We start from the raw sequence: 23,521 nt of genomic DNA, 5'->3' as shown, positions 1-23,521 counted from the left end.
TGGCGAGCCGCTGACGCTTATCGTACGTCGGTCTGACGGGGATACCGGAAAACCGGCCCGCTCACTCGGGTGGGGCCACCAGGTTGTGTGGTGGCCCCACCCAAGGTCACGTTCGCTCGGCCGTGGTTACTCCTTGCGGAGGCCCCACTCGGCCACGTTGTACACCGGGCCGTCGAGCGTCGAGTTGTTGCGCACGTTCGCGACGTTGTCGTGCGCCGCGATGAACGTGGGCTTCTGGTACAGCGGCAGAACGTAGGCATCTTCCGACATGATCTTGTCCGCCTCGTTCAGCTTCTCGGTCGCCACGGCCGTGTCAGTCTCCGACGCGGCCTCCCGCAGCAGCTTGTCGACCTCTTCGTTCTCGTACTTGCCGAAGTTGCTGCCCGAGTCGCTGGTCCACAGCTGCACCGCACCGCTGTACGGGAACGGCGAGCTCACCCAGGCGAACACGATGATGTCGTAGTCACCCTCGACCAGGGTGCCACCCAGGTCGTCGGTCGGCTCGACGTTGACCGTGACGCCAAGCTCCTTGGCGGCCTGTGCGAACAGCTCGCACTCGTTCTGCCGGATCTCGTTGCCGGTGGTGTAGCGGATGCGCATCTCCGGCACGGTCTTGCCGTCCGGCGTCTGCAGTTTGCCGCCCGAGAGCTCGTAACCAGCGTCGGTGAGGATCTTCTTCGCCGCCTCGACGTCACCGCTGCCGTGCCCGAACTCGCTCACGACGTCCTCGTAGCCGTCCTGGCCTGGCACGAAGTTGTGGCTGTTGAGCGGCTCGGCCTTGTCGGTGAACTGGCCTACCGTCTTGTCGATGATGCCCTGGCGGTCCACCGCGGTGAACAGCGCGTCACGCAGCGGCTCATCCGAGAGGAACTTGTTCTTCAGGTTGAAGTCGAAGTGCTCCCAGACCAGGCCCATCCCGATGTGGGAAGACACGCCCTGCATGGCGTCGATCTGGTCCACGAAGTCCACCTGCGGCTGCGGGTAGATGACCTGCACCTCGTTGTTCTGCAGCGCCGTCGGCTGCTCGGATGCCTCGGTGATGACCCGGTAGATCAGCCGGTCGAGGTTGGGCGCTTCGCCCCAGAAGTTCTCGTTCGGGACCGCGGTCACGGACTCGTTGTCCTGGAAGTTCTCGATCTTGAACGGGCCGCCGGAGTACTCCGGCACGTTCTTGCCGAACCACTCGAACGACTCCGCCAGCCCCTTGGGGCTGTCCGTGCCGCCGTTCTCCTCGGCGATGTGGGCCGGATACATCGGACCGCCCGAGCCCCACAGCACCTTCCAGTCGGTGAACGGCTCCTTGAAGGTCACCGTCACGGTCTTGCCGTCGTCGCTACCTTCGACCGACTCGACCTGGTCGTAACCCGACGTCGAGGCTGGCGCGCAGTCCGGGCAGTCCTCGCCGTTCTGCACCTTCCAGTTGTAGATGAAGTCGTCCGCGTTGATCGGCGTGCCGTCGGACCACTGCGCGTCCGGCTGGATCTCGTACTCAATCGTCTGCGGATCGTCACTGACCTGCTCGGCCGACACCAGCACGTCTTCGTTCATCGTGACCGTGAAGTCCGGCTCGGCATAAAAGGTGTAGGGCAGGACGCCCTTGAGGACGAAAGCTGACTCCTGAACATTGCCTTCGCTGGAGATGATGTTCCAGTTCGGGATGTTCTTCTCGATGGCGAACGAGATTTCGCCACCGTCCTGCAACTGGTCATCGGGAACCGCGTTGCACTCGTTCGGGTTGGCGTCGCAGTCGGCGTAGATGTTGCCCGGCTCCGCCGCGCCGTCACCGTCACCGCCGTCACCACCGCAGGCGCTCAGGATCAACGCTGAGCCCATCAACAATGCCGCAGCGGAGATTGTTCGAGATCTCCTCATTCGAGTGTGTCCTCCTAAAGCACTGGGACTTGCGCCCAAGTGACTCCGGTATTGGTCATCGGAGCATGTGCCATGCCAATAAGAACATGGCTCGCTGACGCAGCACCGTAGAAAGGAAATCATAGGACGTCACCGGTTGGCGTCCGATCGTGACCAAAGGGTGACGTGCCCATTTTCGCCAGTGGCGAGCTTGTTTACCCGCACGCTCTCGTAGCAGGTCACGACCGGGTCAGGAAAAGGTTGCGACTGCGCCGAATGGTTCACACACATCGGGGTCCCCCGAGCTGAGGAACCGATGAAGGATCGTTCGGGAACCGAACAAACGCGTCATTTCGAAACGCTGATCAAAACGATCGCGGCACTGGTACTCGCAGCTGGAAGCGAGACCGTGCTCACTCCCCGGTGCGGATCCAGTTGACAGCGTCGCCAAATGGACCCGTGAAGCCGTTGCCCGGCGTCACCCCAGCCACCGAGTCGCCGACGGCGAGGGTGTCGGCGAACTGAAACAGCGGGATGGTGACGTCAGCGCGCCACAGCGTTGACTCCACCTCGGGCCGCACGTCGGCAAGGGGGCGCTCGCCGGTCAGCACGGCCTGTGCCAGCCGCTCCAGCCGCTCGTGACAGAACCCGGCGAGATTGCCCGGCTCGACGACGCCGTCGTCGGCGCTCTCGCTGCTATCGCCGTCAGCGCCGTCGCTGTCACCGTTCTCGCTGCCGTCAGTGCCGTTGGCACTGCCGTCGCTGTCACCGGGACGCTCCCGGCAGGCGAGCCGGGAGGCGAACGTCGACGCGGCATCAGCGCCGACGGCGCGCGGCGCGAGCACGATGTCGACGCCGACGCCGCCCGCGAGCGGGTCGGCGTCCGGATCGGCGGGGTCCGTTCCGAACAACTCCCGTGGCTTCGGAGTGGCCAGCTTGGCCTCAATGCCCGCCGAGGTGAGCTGACGCACCAGCTCACGCGCCATCGCCAGGTACGGCTCCTGCTCCCGTGGTGCGGCGACGACCAGCTGCAGTGTGTCGCCGCTGGCGTCGCGCCACACGCCCATCGAGCGCTGGTACCCGGCCCGCCGCAGCAGTTCCCGCATCCGCTGCGGACGCGGTGTGCGCTCGGCTGCCGGGATGGTGGGCTGATAACCACTGGCCGACGGGACGCCGAGCTGCGCCGTCGCCCGCAACCGGCCGGACGGCCCGCCTTCCGCCCCCGCCGCGATGAGCCGCTTCCGGTCGATGAGCGCGGCAATCGCGGCTCGGGTGGTGTCGTCGGAGAGGACGTCGCTCGTGGGACGCAGCAACACCTCGGCTACCGCGGGCCGGGGCACGGTGTAGAGCGTGACGGCGTCGCCGAGGCGACGAAGCGCCGCGCGTTCCTGCCCGGTGGCTCTGGTCAGCGCGAACTGGTTGTTGCCGTCCCGCAACGCGGCGATGATGCCCTGCTTGTCCGAGCGTCGCAGCACCAACTGGTCGACCGCTGCGGGTTTCTCCCAATACCGCTCGTTGCGTTCCAGCAGGATCTCGCCGCGCGCGGTGTCGATCGATTTGATGGCGAACGGCCCGCCGTACGCGGGGAAGCTGCTCGCGAAGGCGTTCTGCCAGCCGCCGGGCACGTCCTTGAGCAGATGGGCTGGCAGCAGGTCGCTGAAAAGGCTGCGCCAGCCGGGATAGCGGTCCGCGAAGGTCACCTCGACGCGCTTGCCGCCTTCGCGGGAGGCGATGTCGGTAATGAGCCGGTACCCGGCGGGGTCGATGGTCCCTGGCTGGCTGCGCATCGCCTCGGCGAGATAAATGAAGTCCTCGGCGGCGACCGGCGCACCGTCCGACCACGACGCGTCCGGCCGGATCGTGTAGCTGACCGTGAACGGGTCGGTCGAGGTCACCGCTGCCGAGCGCATCACGGTCTCGTCCAGTTCGAGGCGACCGTCGCTGCCCGGCACGAATACCGACGGCAGCAGCAGCCGCCCGAGCGCGCGCGTCACAGGAGACAGGTCCGCCACGGTGTGCGGGTTGTAGCCGCCCACGATCGAATCCACGCCGATCACGATCTGGTCTGGCCCGGGTTCTGGTGCCTCGACGACGCTGGTCGGCTGCGGCCCTGGCACTGGCGGCGGGTCAGTGCACGCGGTAGCGAGCAGTGCCGTGGCGCAGCCGAGCACGAGCACCATGCTCGTGCGGCCACCCACCATGGCGACGCCCACCTCCCCGGTCGTTCTCACGTCCCCTCGGCACTCCCCACGTCGCCGGGTCACGGCATAGCGATACCGCGGTATGGCGATACCACGGTGTCGCGTCACCCCGGCGTCATCGGCATGGTGCCAGAGCGCGGGACGTCTCGCCCGCCGTTTCGCGCGCCGTCAGCTCGCGTTGTCCCGCGCCTTGGCACGGGAACGCTCCTTGGCACGGGTGTTGCTGTCAAGCGTCACCTTGCGCACGCGCACGGACTTGGGCGTGACCTCGACGCACTCGTCCGATGAGCAGAACTCCAGCGCTTCTTCCAGCCCGAGCTTACGCGGCCGTGCCAGCCGCTCCAGCTCATCACCCGTCGAGGAACGGATGTTGGTGAGCTTCTTCTCCTTGGTGATGTTGACGTCGAGGTCTTCGGCCCTCGGGTTCTCCCCGACGACCATGCCCTCGTAGACGTCGCTACCCGGCTCGACGAAGAACGTGCCCCGGTCGGCGAGCTGCAGCAACGCGTAGGTGGTGACCGGCCCCTTGCGGTCGGCGACCAGCGAGCCACTGTGCCGGGTGCGGATCTCACCAGCCCACGGGAAGTAGCCCTCGAAGATGTGGTTGGCGATGCCGGCGCCGCGCGTCTCAGTGAGGAAGTCGGCGCGGAAGCCGATCAGCCCCCGCGACGGCAGCACGAACTCAAGGATGATCCTGCCGGTGCCGTGACCGCCCATGTGCTCCATCTTGCCCTTGCGCGCGGCGAGCAGCTGAGTGACGGCACCGAGGTGCTCCTCTGGCACGTCGAGGGTGAGCCGCTCGAACGGCTCGTGCAGCGTGCCGTCGATGGTGCGAGTGACGACCTGCGGCTTGCCGACAGTGAGCTCGAAGCCCTCCCGTCGCATCTGCTCGATCAGCACCGCGAGCGCCAGCTCGCCACGGCCCTGGACCTCCCAGCAGTCCGGCCGTTCCGTCGGCAGCACGCGGACGCTGACGTTGCCGATCAGTTCCTGGTCGAGCCGCGCCTTGACCAGCCGGGCGGTGAGCTTGTCGCCACCGCCGAGACCGGCGAGCGGGGCGGTGTTGACCCCGACGGTCATCGAGATGGCTGGCTCGTCGACGGTGATGCGAGGCAGCGCCTCCGGGGCTTCGAGATCAGCGAGGGTGTCGCCGATGGTGATCTCGCTGATGCCCGCGATCGCGACAAGGTCACCGGCAGCGGCCTCGGTCGCCGGTACCCGGGTGAGCGCCTGCGTCACAAGCAGCTCCGAGATCCGGACGTTCGCCACGCTGCCGTCCTCACGCAGCCAGGCAACCGTCTGACCCTTGCGCAGCCTGCCGGCGTGGATACGCAGCAGCGCGATGCGGCCGAGGAAGTTCGAGGCGTCGAGGTTGGTGACCAGCGCGCGCAGCGGCGCGTCGACGTCGGCTCTCGGCGCTGGCACGTGGTTGAGCAGGACGTCGAACAGCGGGTCGAGGTTGTCGTTGTCCGGCGCGTCGCCGTCGGCGGGCTGGGTCAGGCTGGCCTTGCCGTCGCGGGCGCAGGCGTAGATGACCGGCAGGTCGAGAATCGCGTCCTCGTCGGCGTCCTCGACGTCAGAGGCCAGGTCCAGCAGCAGATCGTGCGTCTCGTCGACGACCTCGGAGATCCGCGCGTCCGGCCGGTCGACCTTGTTGACGACGAGCATGACGGGCAGCCCGGCTTCCAGGGTCTTACGCAGCACGAACCGGGTCTGCGGCAGCGGGCCCTCGCTGGCGTCGACGAGCAGCAGCACCCCGTCGACCATCGCGAGGCCGCGTTCCACCTCGCCGCCGAAGTCGGCGTGGCCTGGGGTGTCGATGACGTTGATGGTGACGGGGCCGTCAGGGGTGTTCCTGCGGATGGCGGTGTTTTTCGCCAGGATCGTGATGCCCTTTTCCCGCTCCAGCTCGCCGGAGTCCATCACCCTGTCGACCAGCTCGCCGTGCGTGCCGAAGGCGCCAGACTGCCGCAGCATGGCATCGACCAGCGTGGTCTTGCCGTGGTCGACGTGCGCCACGATGGCGACGTTGCGCAGGTCGGTTCTCGTGGGTGTCACGGTTGTGCTCGCAGCGGGCACGGCTGAGCTCCTCATCGGAAGGGTGTCGATAGAGACCACTGCGCGCGGGCGGCTAGGTGCTGGCTCGTTCCAGCTGCTAGTGGTCGGAGTCCAGGATACCCGGCGACCTGATGTGACCGGTCACACCTATCGCATAGTAGTAGGTGAGCCTAACCTGAGTGGGACGTGCGAACGCGTTCCGGGAGGTGACTCGGCGCCGTGGGTGGCAAGAAAAAGAGCAAGCGCGGCAAGGCCGGGTCGCATGACGCCGCCAAGGCCGAGGTACGCGGGCTGATCAAGGCAGGCAAGGTCAAGAAGAAGTGCTGCAAGTCGAAGCCACGCTGCGCGCGCTGCCCGGTTCGGGCGCTGAAGAAGGCCAAGGCGGACACACTCGACGCGGCGGCGTGACCAGGGTGGCGTGGCAACCGTATTGCCTGATCAGTCCTGATTGACCAGCGCTTCGTTGATCCAGTTCAGTTCCTTGGCCGTCCGCGTCGCGGAGAACTCGATCACCTCGTAGTGCACCATGCGCTTGTAGGCGAACGGGTCCGTCGCCAGGATCGCATCGAGCTTGCCGCGCAGCATCGGGCGCGCGATGATCACGCCGCCCACGCGGGGTTCTCGACGGCCTGACATCAGGAAGTCGCCGGCTTCGTAGTGCTTGGCGAGCCACTCGGAGTGGTCCGGCAGTACGAAGTCGATCTCCTCTAACGGCGCGGTGTAGGTGCTCAAGACAACGTACATACCCCAACGGTAAGCCTGATTTCGCACAGTGAAAGCTGTTAACCGCCCGGTCGATGCTGGTTCGTCCGGGGGATGTTCACCGCCGTGCGGTCGTGCCGAGCAGGGCACGCAGCTGAGGTAGCAGCACCCGGTCGCCTGGCAGCCAGTCGACGTCGTCCAGCGCGTCGCGGGCAACCCAGCGCAGTGCCACGTGCTCCAGCGCGACGGGCTCGGCCGCCGGATCGGTCAGGCTCGCGGCGTAGATGCGGAGCACGCTGCCACCCGGTAAGTCGGCCGCGCCGACGTGTCCTCCGATGTGGACGTCGACGTCGAGTTCCTCGCGGCACTCCCTGCGCAGCGCGTCCGGCTCCGACTCCCCCGGTTCCACCTGCCCGCCTGGCAACTCCCAGAACCCCGCGAGCTGATGCGGATAGGAACGCTGCGCGGCAAGCAGCGCGCCATCTCGCACGATCGCCGCGCCGACCACCACTTTCGCCACAGCGCGCAGCCTAACGGGCGGCGGAGTCCACCGAGAGTGGATCATGAGGCTTTCCGGCGATCCGTATCGCCAAACCGCCTCATGATCGCCACGTCCAGGCGCCTGGCCGCGCGCTACCCCGTGCGCCAGCTGACCAGGAACCGCGCGCCGCCGTCCGGGGAGTCCGCCACGGTGACCGTGCCGCCCCTGCGCCGCACCAACTCCGCGACGAGCGCCAGCCCGAGACCCGATCCGCCGGAGTCACGGGCGCGGTCGTCGGCCACCCGATAGAACCGGTCGAACACTCGCCGCCGGTGCTCCGGCGCGATGCCCGGCCCGTCGTCGTCGACCACGACCCGCGCGACCGACCGCGCGGCGAGCACCGACATGACCACCCGCGCGCGGGCGTAGCGGCAGGCGTTGCGCAGCAGGTTGTCCAGCACCAGTTCCACCTCGGCGTGCGCGGCCGACGCCCACACCTCGGGAGCCGCCGCCTCGACGCGCACCAGCTCGCGCCCGCCACGCCAACCTTCCGGCACCTCGGCTGGCAGCCGCGCGACGGCGGCGTGCGCTTCGCTGACCAGGTCGACGTCGGTAGCCTGCGGCAGCTCACCCGCGTCGGAGCGCGCCAGCGCGAGCAGCCCGTCCAGCAGCGCGGACAGCCGTTCCGACTCGGCGAGCACGTCGCCGAGCACCTCCTGGCTCAGCCCAGGGTCGGGGTTGGCGACCGCGACCTCCGACTGCACGCGAATCGACGCGACCGGCGAGCGCAGCTCATGCGCGGCGTCGCCAGTGAAGCGCAACAGCCGCTCGCGGGCCTCGCGCTGCCGCGCCAGCAGCACGTTGAACTCGGCGGCTAGCGCGCGCAGTTCGTCGTCGGCCGATGGCAGCGGCAACCGTTCGTCGTCGCCGAGGCGGCGTACCTGCCTGCCCATACTGCTGACCGGACGCAGCGCGGAGCGCACCGCGAACGAGATCGCGATGGCGGCGACGATCGCGGCGACCAGTGCGACCACGAGCAGCCAACGCGCCCCGTCGTGCACCGCGGCGGCGAAGCCGACCAGCCCCGCTCCCGCGACGACGAGCCGCTGCGAACCGTCCGGCGCGGTAGCGACGGTGCCGTGCCAGCGCATCGGCGGCTCGCCGTCGGCACGCACCGGAAGCCCCGCCTTGAGCGTGCGCACGGTCTCCCTGCCCAGCGCGGGGTCCGCCCCACCGTCGACTGGCGCACCCGCCGTGTCGAGCACTCGCACCAGCACGCCGGCCGGAGCGTCCACCGGTTCACCAGCGCGGACGTCGGCCACGGCGTCGGCAAGCACCTCGGACAGCTCGGCGTCCACCGATTCAGTGAGCAGTGGCTCCAGCAGCCTGCCCGCGAGCAGCGCGAGCCCGAGCAGGCAGGCCAGCGTCACCACGGACGCCAGCGTCGTGATGCGAAACGTCAGCGACCTGCGCCGCCACACCGCGCCGAGCGAGGCCATCAGCCCGACGCGACCTGATACCCGTGTCCGCGCACCGTCCGCACCACATCACCGGCGCCGACGGCGTCCAGCTTGCGCCGCAGATAGCCGATGTAGACCTCGACGACGTTGCGGGTCGCCGCGTGTTCGTCGCCCCACACCTCGGCGAGCAGGTCGTCCTTGGTGAGCACCGTGCCCGCGGCGCGCGTCAACGCCTCAAGCAGCGCGTATTCGCGCGGGCTCAACGCGACCGTCGCGCCGTCGAAGCGCACCTCGCGCGCCGAGCGGTCGATCTCCAGTCCGCCGAGCCGCACCACACCCCGCGCACGGTCCCCGCCCGTCCTGCGCAGCACCGCCCGCAACTGGGCGCGCAGCACGACGAACGAGAACGGCTTGACCAGATAGCCGTCCGCACCGAGGTCGAGCCCGTCCGCCTGGTCGATCTCACCGTCCTTGGCCGACACCAGGATCACCGGCGTCCGCACCCCTTCCTGGCGCAGTCGCTGCAACACCCGATACCCGGACAGGCCAGGCAGCATGATGTCGAGCAACAGCGCGTCGAACGTCCCGGTCCGCGCCAGCCGCAGCGCGCTCGGACCGTCACCTGTGGTGACCACGTCCATCCCCTCGGCGCGCAAACCCCTGTCCAGGGCTTTGCGCACACCCGCCTCGTCGTCGACGACGAGCACTCGTGTCTTCACGCGTCTCAGCATGCCTGATTCCTGCCGGTTCGCGTGACGGCTCCTCAGCGCGTTCTCAGCGTGGCACGTCGTCTCAGGATGGTCTCAGCGAACGGGGCGCACCGTGGATCCCACGACGACCAGCACACTGGTCACGGACAACAGGGAGGGCGCATGCAACCGAGAACGAAGGGGATCGCCGCGGCTGCCACCGGTACCACGGTCGGGCTTGCCGGCCTGCTGATCATGGCCATGCCCGCGGACGCTGGTCTTGAGCCCGAGCTGCCGGAACTCAGCGCGACGGAACTGGTGGAAGCCGCACTGTCGGCCGAGGCGCCCTCATTCGAGGGCACGGTCGCGGTGAACAACGAGCTTGGCCTGCCAGCGCTGCCAGGGCTCGGGCTGGCGGACGCCGAGTCCGCCCGGGTCTACCACGACAGCGACAAGGGCGCCCGCATCTCACTGCAGCGGGGCTCGACAGAGTTCACCGCTGTTCACGGGCCGGACGGAGCGTGGACGTACGACTCGTCGGCCAACACCGCGACCCGGTACCCGCACGCCGACCAGGTGCGTGATCTGACCCGTCAACGCGGCGAGTTCAGCGACCCGGCCAGCGCCGCGGCCGAGATCATCGACGTGCTCTCGGAGAGCAGCACGATCACCATCGACGGCACCGCGCGCGTGGCCGACCGCGACGCCTACGAGCTGGTGCTGACACCGAAACCATCGGAGCGCACGCTGCTGCGCGAAGTCACGGTCGCCATCGACGCGGCGACCAAGCTGCCGCTGCGGGTCGAGGTGATGCCGAACGGGTCGCCCGAGCCAGTGGTCAGCGCCGGGTTCACCGAGTTCGCTGTCGGAGCGCAGCCGGACGAGCTGTTCGAGTTCACTCCGCCGAAGGACGCCGACGTCTCCACCGCCGACCCGGACAAGGCGCGCGAGGCACTACCGAAGCACGCCGATCCGGCGCAGGCGCTCGACGACGTCGGCGAGGCGCTGGGTGAGCCGTTGGCGGTCACCGGCTCAGGGTGGGACACGGTACTCACCGGAACCGTGCCGGAGGACGCGTTCGCCGGGGCGGCGGAGCACCTGAACGAGCTATCCGGCCGGAACAGCGCACCGGAGAACGCCACGATGAATCTGCTCAGCCGGTTCGGCGAGCGATTCACCGACGGCGAGGTCAGTGGATTCGAGTTCACCACGCGGGCTGGTACCGGTGTCGTGACCGACGACGGGCGGTTCGCCGTCGGCGCCGTCCCCCGCCAAGTGCTCATCGAGGCGTTGGAGCAGCAGTGACAGAAACACTGACGGCCAGTGCCGCCGCCCGCGAGGCGGCGGCACCCCGGCTCGCGACGCGCACGCGCGGGCTGCGCAAGGTCTACCGCAGCGCGGTCGCCGTGGACGGCGTCGACATGGACGTGCCAGCTGGCGCTGTCGTCGGGATGCTCGGCCCGAACGGATCAGGCAAGACCACCACGATCCGGATGCTGCTCGGCCTGGTGCGACCCACCGAGGGCGAGGTCGAGCTGCTTGGCCAGCCGATGCCCGCCGCGAGCGAGATAAGCCTGCCGCACGTCGGCGCCCTGGTCGAGGGTCCTGGATTCCACCCGTTCCTGTCAGGCAGGGACAACCTGCTGCGGCTCGCGGCGGCCGAACCACTACTTGGCCGGCGCCAGCTCGATGCGGCGGTGTCGGACGCGTTGGAGCGAGTCGGGCTCTCGGACGCGGCACAGCGCGCGTACAAGGGCTATTCCCTCGGCATGAAACAGCGGCTCGGGCTCGCGGGTGCGCTGCTCGCACCGCGCCGGTTCGTGGTGCTCGACGAGCCGACGAACGGCCTCGACCCCGCGGGCACGCGGGAGATCCGGCGCATCATCGCCGACCTGCACGCCGAAGGCGTCACCGTGCTGGTGTCCTCGCACCTGCTCGCCGAGGTGGAGGCGACCTGCACTCACGTCGTCGTGCTCAACCAGGGCACCGTCGTCGCACAGGGCGAGCTTGACGAGCTGCTCGAGTCGACGAGCCCCACGCTGCTGGTGTCCACTCCGGACGGTCAGCCCGCTGTGGACGCGTTGCGGGACAACCGGATTCCCGCTCGGCTCGCACCAGAAGGCGTCCGCGTCGACCTGTCAGCGACGACCCCGTCTTCGGTGATCGAGACGCTGGTGCGCGCCGAGGTCGCCGTCGAGGAGGCCCGCAGGGAGCGCACCGGACTGGAAGACCTGTTCGCGCGGCTTACCCAGGCGGGCGATCCCGAGGACGTCCCACTCGACCGTGTCCCGGAGCTGATGTCATGACGATGACAACCGCACCCGTCACCGGCGAGTGGCGACTCACCAAGGCGCGGGTCGCCCTGCCCCGATTGCTGTGGGCCGAACTGCGCTGGATCTTCCGCAGGCCACGCACCCTGGTGGTGCTGGGGCTGCTCGCCGTCATCCCAGTGATCATCGGGATCGCGCTGTCCTTCGCGGACGGCGGCCCGACCGGCGACGCCGATCCGCCGGTGTTCGTGACGGCGGCGTCCAGCGCGCTGGCGTTGCCGATCGGGGCGCTGACGGTGCTGCTGGGGCTGCTGCTGCCGTTGACGGTGACCAAGGCGGCGGGCGACGCCCTCGCGGGTGAGCAGGCGAACGGAACGTTGCGCGGGTGGCTGCTGGCCCCGGTCGGCAAGGGACGTCTATTGCTGGTGAAGGCGTTCGGCGTCGCTGTCGTCGGACTGGTCGCCGCGGGCCTGGTCGGGACGACCGGATTCCTCACGGGACTCATCAGCAATGGCACGGACGGACTATTCACACTGTCGGGCACAACGTTGCCGCTGCTCGACGCGCTCGGCAGGGTGGCCATCGCCGTCGGGTGGGTGACGGTGCAACTGTGGGCACTCGGCGCGGTCGCGCTCGCGATCTCGGCGTGCACCGAACACCCGATGCTGGTGCTCGCGACCGTGCTGGGCGGCGTGATCGTGTCGCAGGTGCTGCTGGTGTTCGAGTCGCTGGACTGGCTGCACCCGTTCCTGCTGCCCGCGTCGTGGGACGCGTTGATCAACCTGGTGCGCGACCCGATCTGGTGGGACGGCCTCGGCGAGGGTGTCCTGCGTGCCGCCTGCTACCTCGCGATCGGGCTGTCCCTGGCGTACGCACGGCTCGTGACCAGCGACGGGTGAGGGGTTCTGCCATGGAGAGCGTCTTCCTCGCGTCCGCTGCCAGCATGACGCCCTTCATGGCACCCCGCCCGTCGCTCAGCGCCACACCGCGCGCCACTCCCGCAGCCAGCGTCGCTCGCTCGTCGTGACGTCGGCCGCTGGCAGCGTCATCGGTTCGGTGCGCAGCGGGGCCGTGCCGCGCCAGCCTTCCGGAAGCTCCACTCGCTCGCGCGTCGGATACGTGCCGTAGGTCGGGGCGATGGCGGCCTGGAACTGCTGCGACAGCAGGAAGTCGATCACCCGATGCGCCCGCTCTGAGTGATCAGCGTCGTCCAGCACCCCCGCGTAGCGCACCGTGCGGAAACAGGTGTCGGGCAGCACCGCTACCGGGGACGTGCCGTCGTCCTTCAGTTCCTCGGCAGGCGACGACGCCGGGGCGACGACAAGTGGCAGTGACCCGGACGTCGACGCACCGGAGAAACGCTCCTCATAGGCGGCGTCGAGCGAAGGGACGAGGTGTGCGCCGTTGTTCCGCAACTGGGTCCAGTACTGCCGCCAGCCGGTCTCGCCGTAGCGCGCGATCGTGGCGAGCAGGAAGCCGAACCCGGCTTCGGTACGGCTCGGATCAGGCAGCGCGATGAGCCCGGCGTACTCCGGCCGCACGAGATCCGCGAGTGTCTTCGGCTTGGTTCGGTCGCGCGAGGCGAACCAGCTCTTGTCGACGTTCACGCAGACATCGGCGAGGTCGATCGCGGAGAGGCGTTGCTGGTCATCGATGGTGAACCGGTGTTGCCCCTGGTTGGCCTCCGGGCTGGTGTACGACGCGAAGACGTCGGCGGCGAGCGCCCGCTTCGCGTGCCGAGCCGGCAAGCCAACGGCCACGTCTCCCTCGGGCTCACCCACGCTCGAGGTGAGGTGCTCGGTCAGGGATGCGGCGCTGGCGCCGACGTGCTTGACCGACAACTCGAAGCCGGTCTGCCGCTGGAAGGCATCCCGCAGTTCGCGCGGCACCGACCAGCCCTCATAGGCGAGCACCATGACCGTGGGCGCGGCGGGGTCCGACGTGCTCTCGGCGGGGTCACCGCAGGCAGCGACCAGCACACTTGCCAGCGCACCCGCGACCAAGCGGGAAGCCACTCGCCACATCTTTCCGCTCACGAATCCTCCACGACGCCGTCGGGCCAGACGCGAGCCCCCATGTACCTCCGCACGCCCGCAGCACGGGCAAGCGTACCGAGTGGGTGGCACGATGAGTGTCATGGTTGAGCTGCTAGCCGATGATCAGATCGCAGAAGCAAAAGCGGCCAGGCCCCATTGGGACGTGGCAGGGACCGCATTCGTCCGCACGGTCGAACTGGCCAGCTTCCCGCAGGCCATCGAGGCCGTCAACCGGATCGCCGAGATCGCAGAGGAGATGAACCACCACCCGGACATCGACATCCGGTGGCGCACGCTGAAGTTCTCCGTCAGCACGCACTCGAAGGGCGGAATCACAAGCAACGACGTGGCGCTTATCGATCGGATCGACTCCCTGCTGGCGGAGTTGTAGCGGACCCGAGCGGGGCTACGGCCGGGCGCGCGTCGGACACAGTGGATCTTGAGGCGTTGTGGTCGTTATAGCGACCACAACGCCTACACGTCGCCTGCACCGACGCGGCAGACGTCGACATCCGCGGACAGCGTCTGGACCGGATGCTGCCAGTCCCGCATCTCCGTGCGACATACTCAATCGCCAGGCCGCTGCATGAGTACTGCCGGGACCCGGCTGGTCAGATCGATGTGCGCGGCAAGGTCAGCAGCGACCCGCCCGGCTGAATCAAGCAACCGGGTGAAATCCGCGGCGAGATCCCTGGCATGGATCGGCTCGTGGTGCGCAATGCGGTTTCGTAGCTTGCGCAGTTTGGTCACGCTGAGCTTAAGATGGACCACAAACAGAGAGCCCCGGGAGTGACGGCGTACCGGCTTCGGCCAGGGAAACCCCCCGGGGCCTTGTCATGTGACCGACAGACGTCGACATCCGCCAGGAACCGAAACGTCGCCCGCCGCCGAGCGACGGACACTATGGACGTCCTTCACCAGATAGCTCAAGCGGGAGCGAGCATGGGCACGATCACACTCGACTACGACCGGTGGGGCTCCCGGCTGGCACGGATCGGCGACACACCACTGACCTACGACCGGCTCGGCTCCCGGCCCCGCACGCTGGGCGACTACACGCTCGAGTACGACATGCTCGGCGCCCGGCTGAAAGGCATCGGGGACGCCGAGATCACGTACGACAGGCTCGGCTCCCGTCCCCGCGCGCTCGGTAGCTGGTCAGTCGAGTACGACCACCTCGGCTCGCGGATGATCCAAGTCGGGCCGTACGACCTCACCTATCGCATGCTGGGCAGCAGGATCGACACGATCGGCCCGATGCGGATTCACCACGACCGGCTCGGCTCGCGCCCGAAGCGAGTGGAACTCACCGACGACACCACTCATCTGACCGACGAGCTGCTGATCACGCTGTTCTTCGTGCTCGATCATGTCCGCCGCTCGCGAAGCTCGGGAGCCACCGGCGACGGCGGCAGCTAGGCACAGGTCAGCCGTTGAGCTTGACGCACATCACTCCAGCGCAGAGCGACCTCGGCATTGGCACCATCCGCATTCTGTCGGTGCCCGGCACTAACCTCACCGCATGAACATCATCCTCGTACCGGGCTTCTGGCTTGGGGCACGGTCGTGGGACAACATCGTCCCCTCACTTGAGTCCGCGGGCCACAACGTCAATCCCATCACTCGTCCTGGACTCGACTCGATCGACACCGATAGATCCGGCATCGGCATGGCCGACTCGATCGCCGCGCTCGTCGACGTCATCGACAACACCGATGGCGACGTCGTCCTCGTCGGTCACAGCGGTGGCGGCAACGTCGTCTACGGCGCGACCGATCAGCGCGCCGAGCGCGTCAGTCGGGTCATCTTCGTCGACAGCGGCCCCATGCCGGACGGTGCGGCGGTCAACCCGTCGCTTCCAGGCGACGGCGTCGAGATCCCGCTCCCGCCATGGGATTTCTTCCGTGACGGTGGTGAGGATCGCGACCTACGCGACCTGACCGACACGATGCTCACCGACTTCCGCGCCAGGGCCATTCCCGAACCATGGGGGATGGCCAATGACCCACTCAAGCTCAGCAATCCGGCTCGGCACGACGTCCCGATGACGCTCATCTCGACAACGTTCTCGCGCAGCGAGATCGAGGAGGCGATCACGAACGAGGTGCCGTACTTCGCTGAGCTCGGCCGCGCCCGTGATGTGACGATCGTCGAGCTTCCGACGAGTCATTGGCCCCAGTTCAGCAAGCCGCGCGAACTCGCCGCACTCATCCTCGCGGAGATCACGTACGACTAGCTCGGCTTACGCAGCGGAGGTGGCAATAGGGGCAGTCACGCGCTCACAGTGCGGTGGTACGCGCGAGCGGTCAACTGAGTCGCCCGAGGCCCGACCCAGCTCAGACGTTGAAGCGGAACTCCACCACGTCCCCGTCGGACATGACGTACTCCTTGCCCTCCATGCGCACCTTGCCAGCGGACCGTGCGGCCTGCATGGACCCCGCATCGAGCAAGTCGCCGTAAGAGACCACCTCGGCCTTGATGAAGCCACGCTCGAAGTCGGTGTGGATCACGCCTGCGGCCTGCGGCGCCGTCGCGCCCTTCGGGACCGTCCAGGCGCGCGCTTCCTTCGGCCCCGCCGTCAGGTACGTCTGAAGGCCGAGTGTGTGGAACCCGGCACGCGCCAGTGCGTGCAGCCCAGGCTCGTCCTGACCAACCGAGGACAGCAGCTCCTGCACGTCGTCCGGGTCGTCCAGCTCAAGCAGCTCCGCCTCGACCTTGGCATCGAGGAACACCGCATCGGCCGGGGCGACGAGCTCGGCGAGTTCCTTGCGCTTGGCCTCGTCGGTGAGCACCGCCTCGTCGGCGTTGAACACGTACAGGAACGGCTTGGTGGTCAGCAGGTGCAGCTCACGCAGCTCATCGAGGTCGACCTCGTCCTGCGCGGCGAACAGCGTGCGGCCGGAGTCGAGGATCGCCTTTGCCTGCTTGGCGTTCTCCAGCGCGGGGCGGGCTTCCTTGCGAGTCCGAGCCTCCTTCTCCATCCGCACCAGCGCCTTCTCCAGCGTCTGCATGTCGGCGAGGATCAGCTCGGTGTTGATCGTCTCGATGTCGCTGATCGGGTTGAGCTGCCCCTCGACGTGCACCACGTCCGGATCGTCGAACACCCGGATGACCTGGCAGATCGCGTTGGCCTCGCGAATGTTGGCGAGGAACTTGTTGCCGAGGCCCGCACCTTCGGACGCGCCCTTGACGATGCCCGCGATGTCGACGAACGACACCGTGGCGGGCACGACCTTCTCCGAAGAGAACATCTCCGCGAGCTTGTCCAGGCGCGGGTCCGGCAACGGGACCACACCGACGTTGGGCTCGATCGTCGCGAACGGGTAGTTCGCCGCGAGCGCCTCATTGCGGGTCAGGGCGTTGAACAGGGTGGACTTGCCGACATTCGGCAGGCCGACGATTCCGAGGGTCAAACTCACGACGTCAGAGTCTACGGGCCGCCCTGGCGGCGGTCCTGGTCGCCCACCAGGCTCGCGATGTCCGATTTCCGCCAGTCATCGCCGGAGCGCGGTGGCAGGATCAACGACATGACCCAGCAGACGGCTCCGCGCCAGGCGCTCTGGCAGGACTTCGAGCGCTGCTACCGCGCTGTCGCGTCCCGTGAGACGCGCTTCGATGGCCAGTTCATCACCGGGGTGCGCACCACCGGCATCTACTGCAGGCCCTCGTGCCCAGCGCAGACGCCGCTGCCTGGGAACGTCGAGTTCTTCCCGACGTCGGCGGCCGCACAGGCAGCCGGGTTCCGCGCGTGCCGCCGCTGCCTGCCGGACGCGGTGCCCGGTTCGCCGGAGTGGAACCTGCGCGCCGACCTCGCCGCCCGCGCGATGCGCCTGATCACGGACGGCGTCGTGGAGCGCGAGGGCGTGCCCGGCCTGGCCACTCGATTGGGGTATTCGGAACGGCAGCTGGGCAGGGCGCTGACCACCGAGCTTGGCGCTGGTCCGCTCGCACTCGCCCGCGCGCACCGCGCCCACACCGCACGACTGTTGATCGAGCGGACGTCGATGTCGCTGTCCGACGTCGCGTTCGCGGCGGGGTTCGCCAGCGTGCGGCAGTTCAACGCCACTATGCGCGAGGTGTTCGCGACGACGCCGTCCCGGCTGCGCGGCACCCGGCGCACTGCTCCGCTGGACGGCGCGGCTCCGAACGGCGCGGTGACACTGCGGCTGCGGCTTCCGGCACGAACCCCGTTCGACGGCGCTGGCGTGCTGGACTTCCTCGCGGCGCGCGCGGTCGCAGGGGTGGAGTCCGTCGCGGACGGCGAGTACGCCCGTGCGTTGCGGCTGCCGCACGGCTCCGCGACCGCCCGGCTACGGCCCGCAGAGGGACACGTCGACTGCACGCTGCGGCTGACCGACACCCGCGACATCGCCAGTGCGGTGAACCGGCTGCGCAGGCTGTTCGACCTGGACGCCGACCCCGCCGCGATCGACGCGACGCTCCGGGGAGAGCCGCTGCTGGTGGCCTCGGTCGATGCGACGCCGGGTATCCGGTTGCCTGGCAGCGTCGACGGCGCGGAGACGCTGGTGCGGGCCATGCTCGGCCAGCAGGTCACTGTCGCGGCGGCCCGCACGGCGGCGGAACGGCTGTGCGCGACCCTCGGTGAGCCCCTTGCCCACCCGGACGGCGAGCTGACCACGCTGTTTCCCACCCCGGCGGCGATCGCGGAGCATGGCGCGGAGGTTCTGACCGGTCCCGCCCGCCGTGTCGAGTCAATCGCCGCGGTGTCGGCGGCGCTGGCCGCAGGCGCGCTCGACGTCCACCTCGGTCGTGACCCCGCTGAACTGCGCGAGGAGCTGCTGGCACAGCCTGGCATCGGTCCGTGGACGGCGGACTACCTGCTCCTGCGGGTACTCGGTTCCCCCGACGTCCTGCTGACCGGCGACCTCGCACTCCGCACCGGCGCGGAAGCACTCAACCTCCCCGCCGACCCCACTGCCCTGACCGAACGCATGATCGCCGTGCGCCCCTGGCGTTCGTACGCCGGGATGCACCTGTGGCGCGCGGCGGGTGTCGCGAAGGGCTTCCTCGCGACGCCTGGTGTCCCACAGAAGCCCTTCGCGACACCTCTGACCCCTGAAAGGACGACATGAGCATCGCCTACTGGTCCACGATGGACACCCCGGTCGCGCCGTTCACCGCCGTCGTCACTGGCGACGGCGCGGTGCTTGCCGCTGGCTGGACGTCGGACGTCGACGACCTCACCCCGCAGATCGCACCCGGGCTGCGGCCGTCCGAGCTGCGGCAGCGCCGTGACCTCGGGCCGGTCAGCGCCGCCGTGCGGAAGTATCACACCGGTGAGCTAGCCGCGATCGACGAGATCCCCGTGCGGCAGGCCTCCGGCGAGTTCCTGACGCACGCCTGGGATGTGCTGCGCAAAGTCCCGCCAGGCGATCCGGTCACCTACCGCGACTACGCCGCGCTGGCAGGACGGCCCGCAGCCATCCGGGCGGCGGCTTCCGCCTGCGCTCGCAACGCGGCGGCGCTGTTCGTGCCGTGCCACCGAGTCGTGCGGGTGGGCGGCGCCATGGGCGGGTTCCGCTGGGGAGTCGACGTCAAACGCTGGCTGCTCGCGCACGAAGCGCGGAGCGTCGCACGGTAACCGTCAGCACGGCAGCGGGAGCCTCCTGACGGTGATCTACTGACACAACAACTCCAGCGTCGACCCGCTCCTGGCCTTGCGGACGCGCAGCCGGGTGGGGATCCGCTGCCGCAGCTCCTCGACGTGCGAGACCAGCCCGACCACCCTGCCGCCTGCCCGGAGCCCGTCGAGCGTGTTCATCACGACGTCCAGCGTCTCGGCGTCGAGGGTGCCAAAGCCTTCATCGATGAACAGCGTGTCCAGCTGCGCACCGCCGGTCTCGGCCGCGACGACGTCGGCCAGCCCCAACGCGAGCGACAGCGACGCCAGGAACGACTCGCCCCCGGAGAGCGTCTTGGCTGGCCGCACCGCGCCGGAGTAGTCGTCCAGCACGTCGAGCCCGAGCCCGCCTCGGGTGCCGCGCGCGCCCGCCGCGTCGGAGTGCACGAATGAGTACCTGCCCTGGCTCATCACCTTCAGTCGCGCTGTCGCCGCCACGGCGACCTCCTCCAGCCGCGCGGCCAGCACGAACGAGTGCAGCGACATCTTCCTGGCGTTCTGACCCCTGCCGTTGACGACGTCGGTGAGCGCGTCCAGCTCAGCGAACTCCGCCTCGGCGGGCGCCAGCTCGGCGGCCAGTTCGGACAACCGCTCACCAAGCCGCGCGAGTTGGGTGGCGCGTTCGGCGGCGGTGCGCTGGGCGACGAGCGCGGCATCCGCCTGCTCCCGCGCCACCCTCGCCGCTTCCTGCGCGGCGTCGACATCGACGACGGCATCTGGCTCGATCCCCACCAACTCCGGTTCCGCCAGCACGGCCCGTGCCGTCTGCTCCTCGACCGCGGCCTCGTTGATCCTGCGCTCCAGCGCCTCGATCTCGGCCGTTTCGCGCGCGGCGGCGAGCGCGTCCTCGCGAGTCGCGAAGCCCGCCGTCACCACCTCGTCCGCCACCCTGTCCCGCTGCTCGGCGAGTCGGTGCCTGGCGGACACCAGCTCGGCGCGCGCCGAGGCGAGCGCGTCGTAGGCGGCGGCGAGGTCCTGCAGCGCGGTGCGGCGTTCGGCCACGCTGGCGTACTCGCCCCGCGCGGCGTCCAGCCGGGTGGCGCGCTGCTCGATGGTCGCGGCGAGCCCTTCCCGCTCGGCCTTGGCGGTAGCGGCGGCCCGGTCGGCCTCGGCGTGTTCATCGTCGAGCCGTCGCGCGGTCTGCTCAAGGTCTCGCAGCTCCTGCTCGATCGCCTCACGCCGCGCGGCCTTGTCCTCGTGCGCCGCCAGTTCCTCGCGCGCGGTCGCGAGCTGCTCGGCCAGCACGTCCGTGTCGCGATCGCCCACCACCTCAGCGAGCCGGGCCACCGCCGCGTCCGCCTCGTGCCGGGCGGTCATCGCCTGCTCTCGTTCAGCGTGGGCGCGCTGTTCCGCCTGCTCGGCCTCCTGCTCGTCGGCCTCGCTCACGCCCACGGCAGCGGCAGCGGGCGCCGGGTGTTCGGCGGCCCCACAGACCGGGCACGGCGCACCATCGGTCAGCTCGCCAGCGAGCTCGGCCGCCATGCCGGACAGCCGCTGTTCCCGCAGCTGTTGTCGCCGTTCCCGCGCGGTCTGATGGACGTCGATGGCATCGCTGAGCCGCTGTGCCGCCGCCTGTGCGGCCTCGCGCGCCCGCGGCAGCCGTTGGGCGGCGTCGAGGGCGTGCGCCAGGTCGTCGCGGCGGGTGCGGGCGGTGTCGATCCTGGCGGCGGCATCGCTGGCGTTGGCGAGCCGCTCTCGGCAGTCGGTGAGTTGCGCGGGGAGCGTCTGCCTGTTCTCGGCGAGCTGCCGGGCGCGGTTCGCCTGCTGCTCCGCCGTCGCGTCCAGTTGCCGCAGCCGCTGCTCGTCCTCGCGCTGCCGCTCGGCCTCGGTGAGCGCTTCCGAGAGCGCGCCCGCCGTCTCCCGCAGGTCGCTGGCACGGTCCCGCAGCTCTGGCTCGGTGCCGTCCGCAGGGTGGTCCCCCAGGTTGGCGACGGCGGTTTGCTCGGCGGCGACGGCCTTGTCGACGGCGGCAGCGAGCTGGTCAGCATGGTGCTGCGCCGTCAGCACGGCGCTGACGCGCTTGGCGTTGGACAGTTCCTGGCGGGTGCGGTCCAGGTCGGGTGCCTTCTCCGCGAGCAGTCGCAGTTTCTCGTGCGCCGCTGCGACCCGCCGCACCCGCTCCTGCCGAGTCTTACGGTCGGCCAGGACGTCGTCCGCCTGGGCGCTGGCCTGGCGGGCTTCCTCGGCGGCGGTCTCGGCACGCCGCAGCTCGGCGTCGGCCTCGGAACGTCGCTGGGCGGCCCAGTCCAGCAGGTCGTCGGTCGCGCCCGGACCAGTTCGCTCGTCCGGCAGCTCGACACCCGCCGCCTGCGCGAATCGCGCCGCCACCTCGCGCAGCCGGTCCCTGCGCACCTCCAGCCCAGACCGGCGCTGCTTGCGTCGGTTCATCAGCCAGTGCTGCGCCGCCTCGAACCGGTGGGTGTCGAACAACCGCTCAAGCAGTCGCTCGCGGTCGGCGGTGTCGGCGCGCAGGAACCGGGCGAACTCGCCCTGCGGCAGCAGCACGACTTGGAAGAACTGCTCCGCAGTCATCCCGATGAGGCGTTGCACCGTCCGGGCGACCTCGTCAATCCGGGTGATCGGCTCGGCCGACACGCCGTCGGGCGCACCGTCGAGCCACGTCAGCGATGCCTTCGCCTGCTGTTTAGTGGTGCCGCTGCCCCTGCGCTTCCTGCGCTCGTACTCGGGGGTGCGCACGATGCGCATGCGGCAGGACTGCACCGTCAGCTCCAGCGACACCTCAGTCGGGGTGTCCTCGGCCGCGAGGTCGCTGCGCAGGCGCTTCGCCTCGTTGCGCGCGCCGGGCACTTGGCCGAACAGACCAAACGCGATCGCGTCGAGCAGCGCCGTCTTGCCCGCCCCGGTCTCGCCGTGCAGCAGGAACAACCCGTCCGCGCCGAGTTCGTCGAAGTCGACGTCCTCTCTGCCCGCGTACGGACCGAAGGCGCTCACTGCCAGGTGGTGCAGTCTCATTCCGCCGCGACCTCCTCCTTGGCCGCCGCCGCGAGTGCCCGGTCGACGACGGTGCGTTCGCTCGCGCTCAGCTCGCTGCCGCGACAGGCGCTGAAGAAGCTGTCGGTGATCTCGGCGTCGCTGCGCCCGCGCACGGCGTCGCGGTAGCGCAGCGCGTCGCCCTTCCCCTCGGGCGGCACCCACTCCAGGTGCACCGCGTACGGGAAGCGCTCCCGCAGCGCGCGCATCCCATCGATGGGCCGCACCGGATCGGTGAGCGTGACCGAGAGATAGCTGCCGACCAGACGTTCATGCTCCGGGTCCGACAGCAGCTCGTCGAGCCGCCCGGTCACCGTCGCCAGCGGCCTCGGCACCGGCAGCTCGCGTCGGGTGACGTCAGCCAGTCCGTCGGCGTCCAGGTCGAGGCGCCACACCGATTTCCGGTGCGATGCCTCGGAGAACGAGTAGGCCAGCGGGCTGCCGCAATAGCGCAACCGTTCGCTCAACGTCTGTGGCCCGTGCAGGTGGCCGAGCGCGACGTAGTCCGGGCCGTCGAAAACCGACGCACCGACCTGTTCGACGCCGCCGACGCCGATCGGTCGTTCGGAGTCAGATCCGGCACCGCCGGTGACGAAGGCGTGCGCCAGCACGACCGACCGCGCGTCGCGGGTGGCCCGATCGGCGTTGATCCGGCGCATCGCCTCGCCAAGCACCCCGGTGTGGCCTCGCTCGTCGATGCCCATGCTGTGCCGTGCGGGGTCGGGCTCCAAGTACGGGATGCCATAGAACGCGACGCTGCCGTGCTCGTCGTCAAGCAGCACCGGTTCGGCGAGCCCGTCGATGGTGGTGCGCAGGTACAGCCCTTCGCTGGACGTGAACTCACCGAACGCGCCGAGCCGGACGGCGGAGTCGTGGTTGCCAGGCGTGACGACAAGCAACGCCCCCGCGTCCCTGATCCGCCGGAACGCGCGACCCGCCACCCGAACCGCCTCCGCCGACGGCACCGCACGGTCGTAGACGTCGCCGGCGACGAGCACGACGTCGACACCGTCCTCGGCGACGATGTCGGCGATCGCGCCGAGAACGGCGTCTTGATCGGCGAGCAGATCGACCCCATGGAACGTGCGGCCGATATGCCAGTCGGAGGTGTGCAGCACCCGCATGGCCCCAACCCTATGGC

The 23,521-nt window shown here is 69.3% G+C and carries 21 protein-coding genes; 9 read left to right on the top strand and 12 right to left on the bottom strand.

What is annotated here, in order from left to right; all coding sequences use genetic code 11:
• Window positions 1–126: 126 nt before the first annotated feature.
• The 3 genes from AMYHA_RS09275 to typA form a co-directional block, all read right to left on the bottom strand.
• Window positions 127–1,833, bottom strand: a complete 1,707-nt coding sequence (locus AMYHA_RS09275) for an ABC transporter family substrate-binding protein (protein ID WP_231104676.1) — start codon at window positions 1,831–1,833, stop codon at window positions 127–129.
• Window positions 1,834–2,264: 431 nt separating this feature from the next.
• Window positions 2,265–4,082, bottom strand: coding sequence for an ABC transporter family substrate-binding protein (locus AMYHA_RS09270; RefSeq protein ID WP_407919880.1), 1,818 nt, complete (start codon window positions 4,080–4,082; stop codon window positions 2,265–2,267).
• A gap of 138 nt (window positions 4,083–4,220) precedes the next feature.
• A complete protein-coding gene (gene typA, locus AMYHA_RS09265) occupies window positions 4,221–6,146 on the bottom strand; it encodes a translational GTPase TypA (protein ID WP_051400367.1) in 1,926 nt (641 codons plus the stop codon).
• Between the two features lie 183 nt (window positions 6,147–6,329).
• Between typA and AMYHA_RS09260 the strand changes: the two genes are divergently transcribed.
• A complete protein-coding gene (locus AMYHA_RS09260) occupies window positions 6,330–6,518 on the top strand; it encodes a hypothetical protein (protein ID WP_034270035.1) in 189 nt (62 codons plus the stop codon).
• A gap of 30 nt (window positions 6,519–6,548) precedes the next feature.
• On the opposite strand, the gene AMYHA_RS09255 is transcribed toward AMYHA_RS09260, so the two are convergent.
• The 4 genes from AMYHA_RS09255 to AMYHA_RS09240 form a co-directional block, all read right to left on the bottom strand.
• Window positions 6,549–6,854, bottom strand: a complete 306-nt coding sequence (locus AMYHA_RS09255) for a YciI family protein (protein ID WP_034270032.1) — start codon at window positions 6,852–6,854, stop codon at window positions 6,549–6,551.
• A gap of 76 nt (window positions 6,855–6,930) precedes the next feature.
• The gene (locus AMYHA_RS09250; protein ID WP_034270029.1) at window positions 6,931–7,332 is read right to left on the bottom strand and encodes a (deoxy)nucleoside triphosphate pyrophosphohydrolase; all 402 of its coding nucleotides are present in this window, start codon (window positions 7,330–7,332) and stop codon (window positions 6,931–6,933) included.
• Window positions 7,333–7,445: 113 nt separating this feature from the next.
• Entirely contained in the window at window positions 7,446–8,792 is a 1,347-nt protein-coding gene (locus AMYHA_RS09245) for a sensor histidine kinase (RefSeq protein WP_034270026.1), read from the bottom strand.
• Window positions 8,792–9,484: a response regulator transcription factor gene (locus AMYHA_RS09240; RefSeq protein ID WP_034270024.1), complete on the bottom strand. Its 693-nt coding sequence runs from the start codon at window positions 9,482–9,484 to the stop codon at window positions 8,792–8,794. The genes AMYHA_RS09245 and AMYHA_RS09240 overlap by 1 nt, the downstream gene beginning before the upstream one ends.
• Before the next feature lie 141 nt (window positions 9,485–9,625).
• On the opposite strand from AMYHA_RS09240, the gene AMYHA_RS09235 reads away from it, so the two are divergent.
• Genes AMYHA_RS09235 through AMYHA_RS09225 form a run of 3 tightly spaced genes read left to right on the top strand, consistent with a single transcriptional unit; the run spans window position 9,626 to window position 12,611 of the window.
• Window positions 9,626–10,747, top strand: a complete 1,122-nt coding sequence (locus tag AMYHA_RS09235) for a LolA family protein (RefSeq protein ID WP_034270023.1) — start codon at window positions 9,626–9,628, stop codon at window positions 10,745–10,747.
• Window positions 10,744–11,748, top strand: a complete 1,005-nt coding sequence (locus AMYHA_RS09230) for an ABC transporter ATP-binding protein (protein WP_051399707.1) — start codon at window positions 10,744–10,746, stop codon at window positions 11,746–11,748. Before AMYHA_RS09235 ends, AMYHA_RS09230 begins: the two co-directional genes overlap by 4 nt.
• 2 nt (window positions 11,749–11,750) lie before the next feature.
• Window positions 11,751–12,611: an ABC transporter permease gene (locus AMYHA_RS09225; RefSeq protein WP_034276500.1), complete on the top strand. Its 861-nt coding sequence runs from the start codon at window positions 11,751–11,753 to the stop codon at window positions 12,609–12,611.
• Between the two features lie 75 nt (window positions 12,612–12,686).
• On the opposite strand, the gene AMYHA_RS09220 is transcribed toward AMYHA_RS09225, so the two are convergent.
• Window positions 12,687–13,748, bottom strand: coding sequence for a thiamine ABC transporter substrate-binding protein (locus AMYHA_RS09220; protein ID WP_169732911.1), 1,062 nt, complete (start codon window positions 13,746–13,748; stop codon window positions 12,687–12,689).
• Window positions 13,749–13,848: 100 nt separating this feature from the next.
• On the opposite strand from AMYHA_RS09220, the gene AMYHA_RS09215 reads away from it, so the two are divergent.
• A complete protein-coding gene (locus AMYHA_RS09215) occupies window positions 13,849–14,139 on the top strand; it encodes a 4a-hydroxytetrahydrobiopterin dehydratase (RefSeq protein WP_034270021.1) in 291 nt (96 codons plus the stop codon).
• A gap of 176 nt (window positions 14,140–14,315) precedes the next feature.
• On the opposite strand, the gene AMYHA_RS09210 is transcribed toward AMYHA_RS09215, so the two are convergent.
• Window positions 14,316–14,498, bottom strand: coding sequence for a hypothetical protein (locus AMYHA_RS09210; RefSeq protein ID WP_157361974.1), 183 nt, complete (start codon window positions 14,496–14,498; stop codon window positions 14,316–14,318).
• Window positions 14,499–14,690: 192 nt separating this feature from the next.
• Between AMYHA_RS09210 and AMYHA_RS09205 the strand changes: the two genes are divergently transcribed.
• Together AMYHA_RS09205 and AMYHA_RS09200 are read left to right on the top strand one after the other, a co-directional pair.
• On the top strand, window positions 14,691–15,167 hold the full coding sequence (locus tag AMYHA_RS09205) for a hypothetical protein (protein ID WP_034270019.1): 477 nt from the start codon (window positions 14,691–14,693) through the stop codon (window positions 15,165–15,167).
• A 103-nt stretch (window positions 15,168–15,270) separates the two neighbouring features.
• Window positions 15,271–15,984, top strand: a complete 714-nt coding sequence (locus tag AMYHA_RS09200) for an alpha/beta fold hydrolase (protein WP_034270016.1) — start codon at window positions 15,271–15,273, stop codon at window positions 15,982–15,984.
• A 100-nt stretch (window positions 15,985–16,084) separates the two neighbouring features.
• Here AMYHA_RS09200 and ychF read toward each other — a convergent pair whose 3' ends face one another.
• Window positions 16,085–17,167 carry a redox-regulated ATPase YchF gene (gene ychF, locus AMYHA_RS09195; protein ID WP_034270013.1) on the bottom strand — a complete coding sequence of 361 codons (1,083 nt, stop codon included), beginning with the start codon at window positions 17,165–17,167 and terminating at the stop codon, window positions 16,085–16,087.
• A 108-nt stretch (window positions 17,168–17,275) separates the two neighbouring features.
• Here ychF and AMYHA_RS09190 point away from each other — a divergent pair, with 108 nt between their 5' ends.
• Window positions 17,276–18,841 carry an AlkA N-terminal domain-containing protein gene (locus tag AMYHA_RS09190; protein ID WP_084037000.1) on the top strand — a complete coding sequence of 522 codons (1,566 nt, stop codon included), beginning with the start codon at window positions 17,276–17,278 and terminating at the stop codon, window positions 18,839–18,841.
• Window positions 18,838–19,350 carry a methylated-DNA--[protein]-cysteine S-methyltransferase gene (locus AMYHA_RS09185; RefSeq protein WP_034270011.1) on the top strand — a complete coding sequence of 171 codons (513 nt, stop codon included), beginning with the start codon at window positions 18,838–18,840 and terminating at the stop codon, window positions 19,348–19,350. Before AMYHA_RS09190 ends, AMYHA_RS09185 begins: the two co-directional genes overlap by 4 nt.
• Before the next feature lie 36 nt (window positions 19,351–19,386).
• Here AMYHA_RS09185 and AMYHA_RS09180 read toward each other — a convergent pair whose 3' ends face one another.
• Window positions 19,387–22,362 carry an AAA family ATPase gene (locus AMYHA_RS09180; protein WP_034270008.1) on the bottom strand — a complete coding sequence of 992 codons (2,976 nt, stop codon included), beginning with the start codon at window positions 22,360–22,362 and terminating at the stop codon, window positions 19,387–19,389.
• Window positions 22,359–23,504 (bottom strand): exonuclease SbcCD subunit D, encoded by a 1,146-nt coding sequence (locus AMYHA_RS09175; RefSeq protein WP_034270006.1) that lies wholly within the window; start codon window positions 23,502–23,504, stop codon window positions 22,359–22,361. Before AMYHA_RS09175 ends, AMYHA_RS09180 begins: the two co-directional genes overlap by 4 nt.
• Window positions 23,505–23,521: the final 17 nt, after the last annotated feature.

The organism is Haloechinothrix halophila YIM 93223 (assembly GCF_000504245.1).
GTDB lineage: Bacteria > Actinomycetota > Actinomycetes > Mycobacteriales > Pseudonocardiaceae > Haloechinothrix_A > Haloechinothrix_A halophila.
The sequence above is the reverse complement of the archived record's forward strand: the minus strand, read 5'-3'. Positions and strand labels throughout refer to the sequence as shown.

What these genes read in the sequence shown, in the direction of transcription:
- AMYHA_RS09235 (WP_034270023.1), top strand. Translation starts at nt 9,626, where the DNA reads ATGCAACCGAGAACGAAGGGGATCGCCGCGGCTGCCACCGGTACCACG.
- AMYHA_RS09275 (WP_231104676.1), bottom strand. Translation starts at nt 1,833, where the DNA reads ATGGGCTCAGCGTTGATCCTGAGCGCCTGCGGTGGTGACGGCGGTGAC.
- AMYHA_RS09180 (WP_034270008.1), bottom strand. Translation starts at nt 22,362, where the DNA reads ATGAGACTGCACCACCTGGCAGTGAGCGCCTTCGGTCCGTACGCGGGC.
- typA (WP_051400367.1), bottom strand. Translation starts at nt 6,146, where the DNA reads ATGAGGAGCTCAGCCGTGCCCGCTGCGAGCACAACCGTGACACCCACG.
- AMYHA_RS09245 (WP_034270026.1), bottom strand. Translation starts at nt 8,792, where the DNA reads ATGGCCTCGCTCGGCGCGGTGTGGCGGCGCAGGTCGCTGACGTTTCGC.
- AMYHA_RS09255 (WP_034270032.1), bottom strand. Translation starts at nt 6,854, where the DNA reads ATGTACGTTGTCTTGAGCACCTACACCGCGCCGTTAGAGGAGATCGAC.
- AMYHA_RS09175 (WP_034270006.1), bottom strand. Translation starts at nt 23,504, where the DNA reads ATGCGGGTGCTGCACACCTCCGACTGGCATATCGGCCGCACGTTCCAT.
- AMYHA_RS09215 (WP_034270021.1), top strand. Translation starts at nt 13,849, where the DNA reads ATGGTTGAGCTGCTAGCCGATGATCAGATCGCAGAAGCAAAAGCGGCC.
- AMYHA_RS09200 (WP_034270016.1), top strand. Translation starts at nt 15,271, where the DNA reads ATGAACATCATCCTCGTACCGGGCTTCTGGCTTGGGGCACGGTCGTGG.
- AMYHA_RS09190 (WP_084037000.1), top strand. Translation starts at nt 17,276, where the DNA reads ATGACCCAGCAGACGGCTCCGCGCCAGGCGCTCTGGCAGGACTTCGAG.
- AMYHA_RS09225 (WP_034276500.1), top strand. Translation starts at nt 11,751, where the DNA reads ATGACAACCGCACCCGTCACCGGCGAGTGGCGACTCACCAAGGCGCGG.
- AMYHA_RS09240 (WP_034270024.1), bottom strand. Translation starts at nt 9,484, where the DNA reads ATGCTGAGACGCGTGAAGACACGAGTGCTCGTCGTCGACGACGAGGCG.
- AMYHA_RS09205 (WP_034270019.1), top strand. Translation starts at nt 14,691, where the DNA reads ATGGGCACGATCACACTCGACTACGACCGGTGGGGCTCCCGGCTGGCA.
- AMYHA_RS09185 (WP_034270011.1), top strand. Translation starts at nt 18,838, where the DNA reads ATGAGCATCGCCTACTGGTCCACGATGGACACCCCGGTCGCGCCGTTC.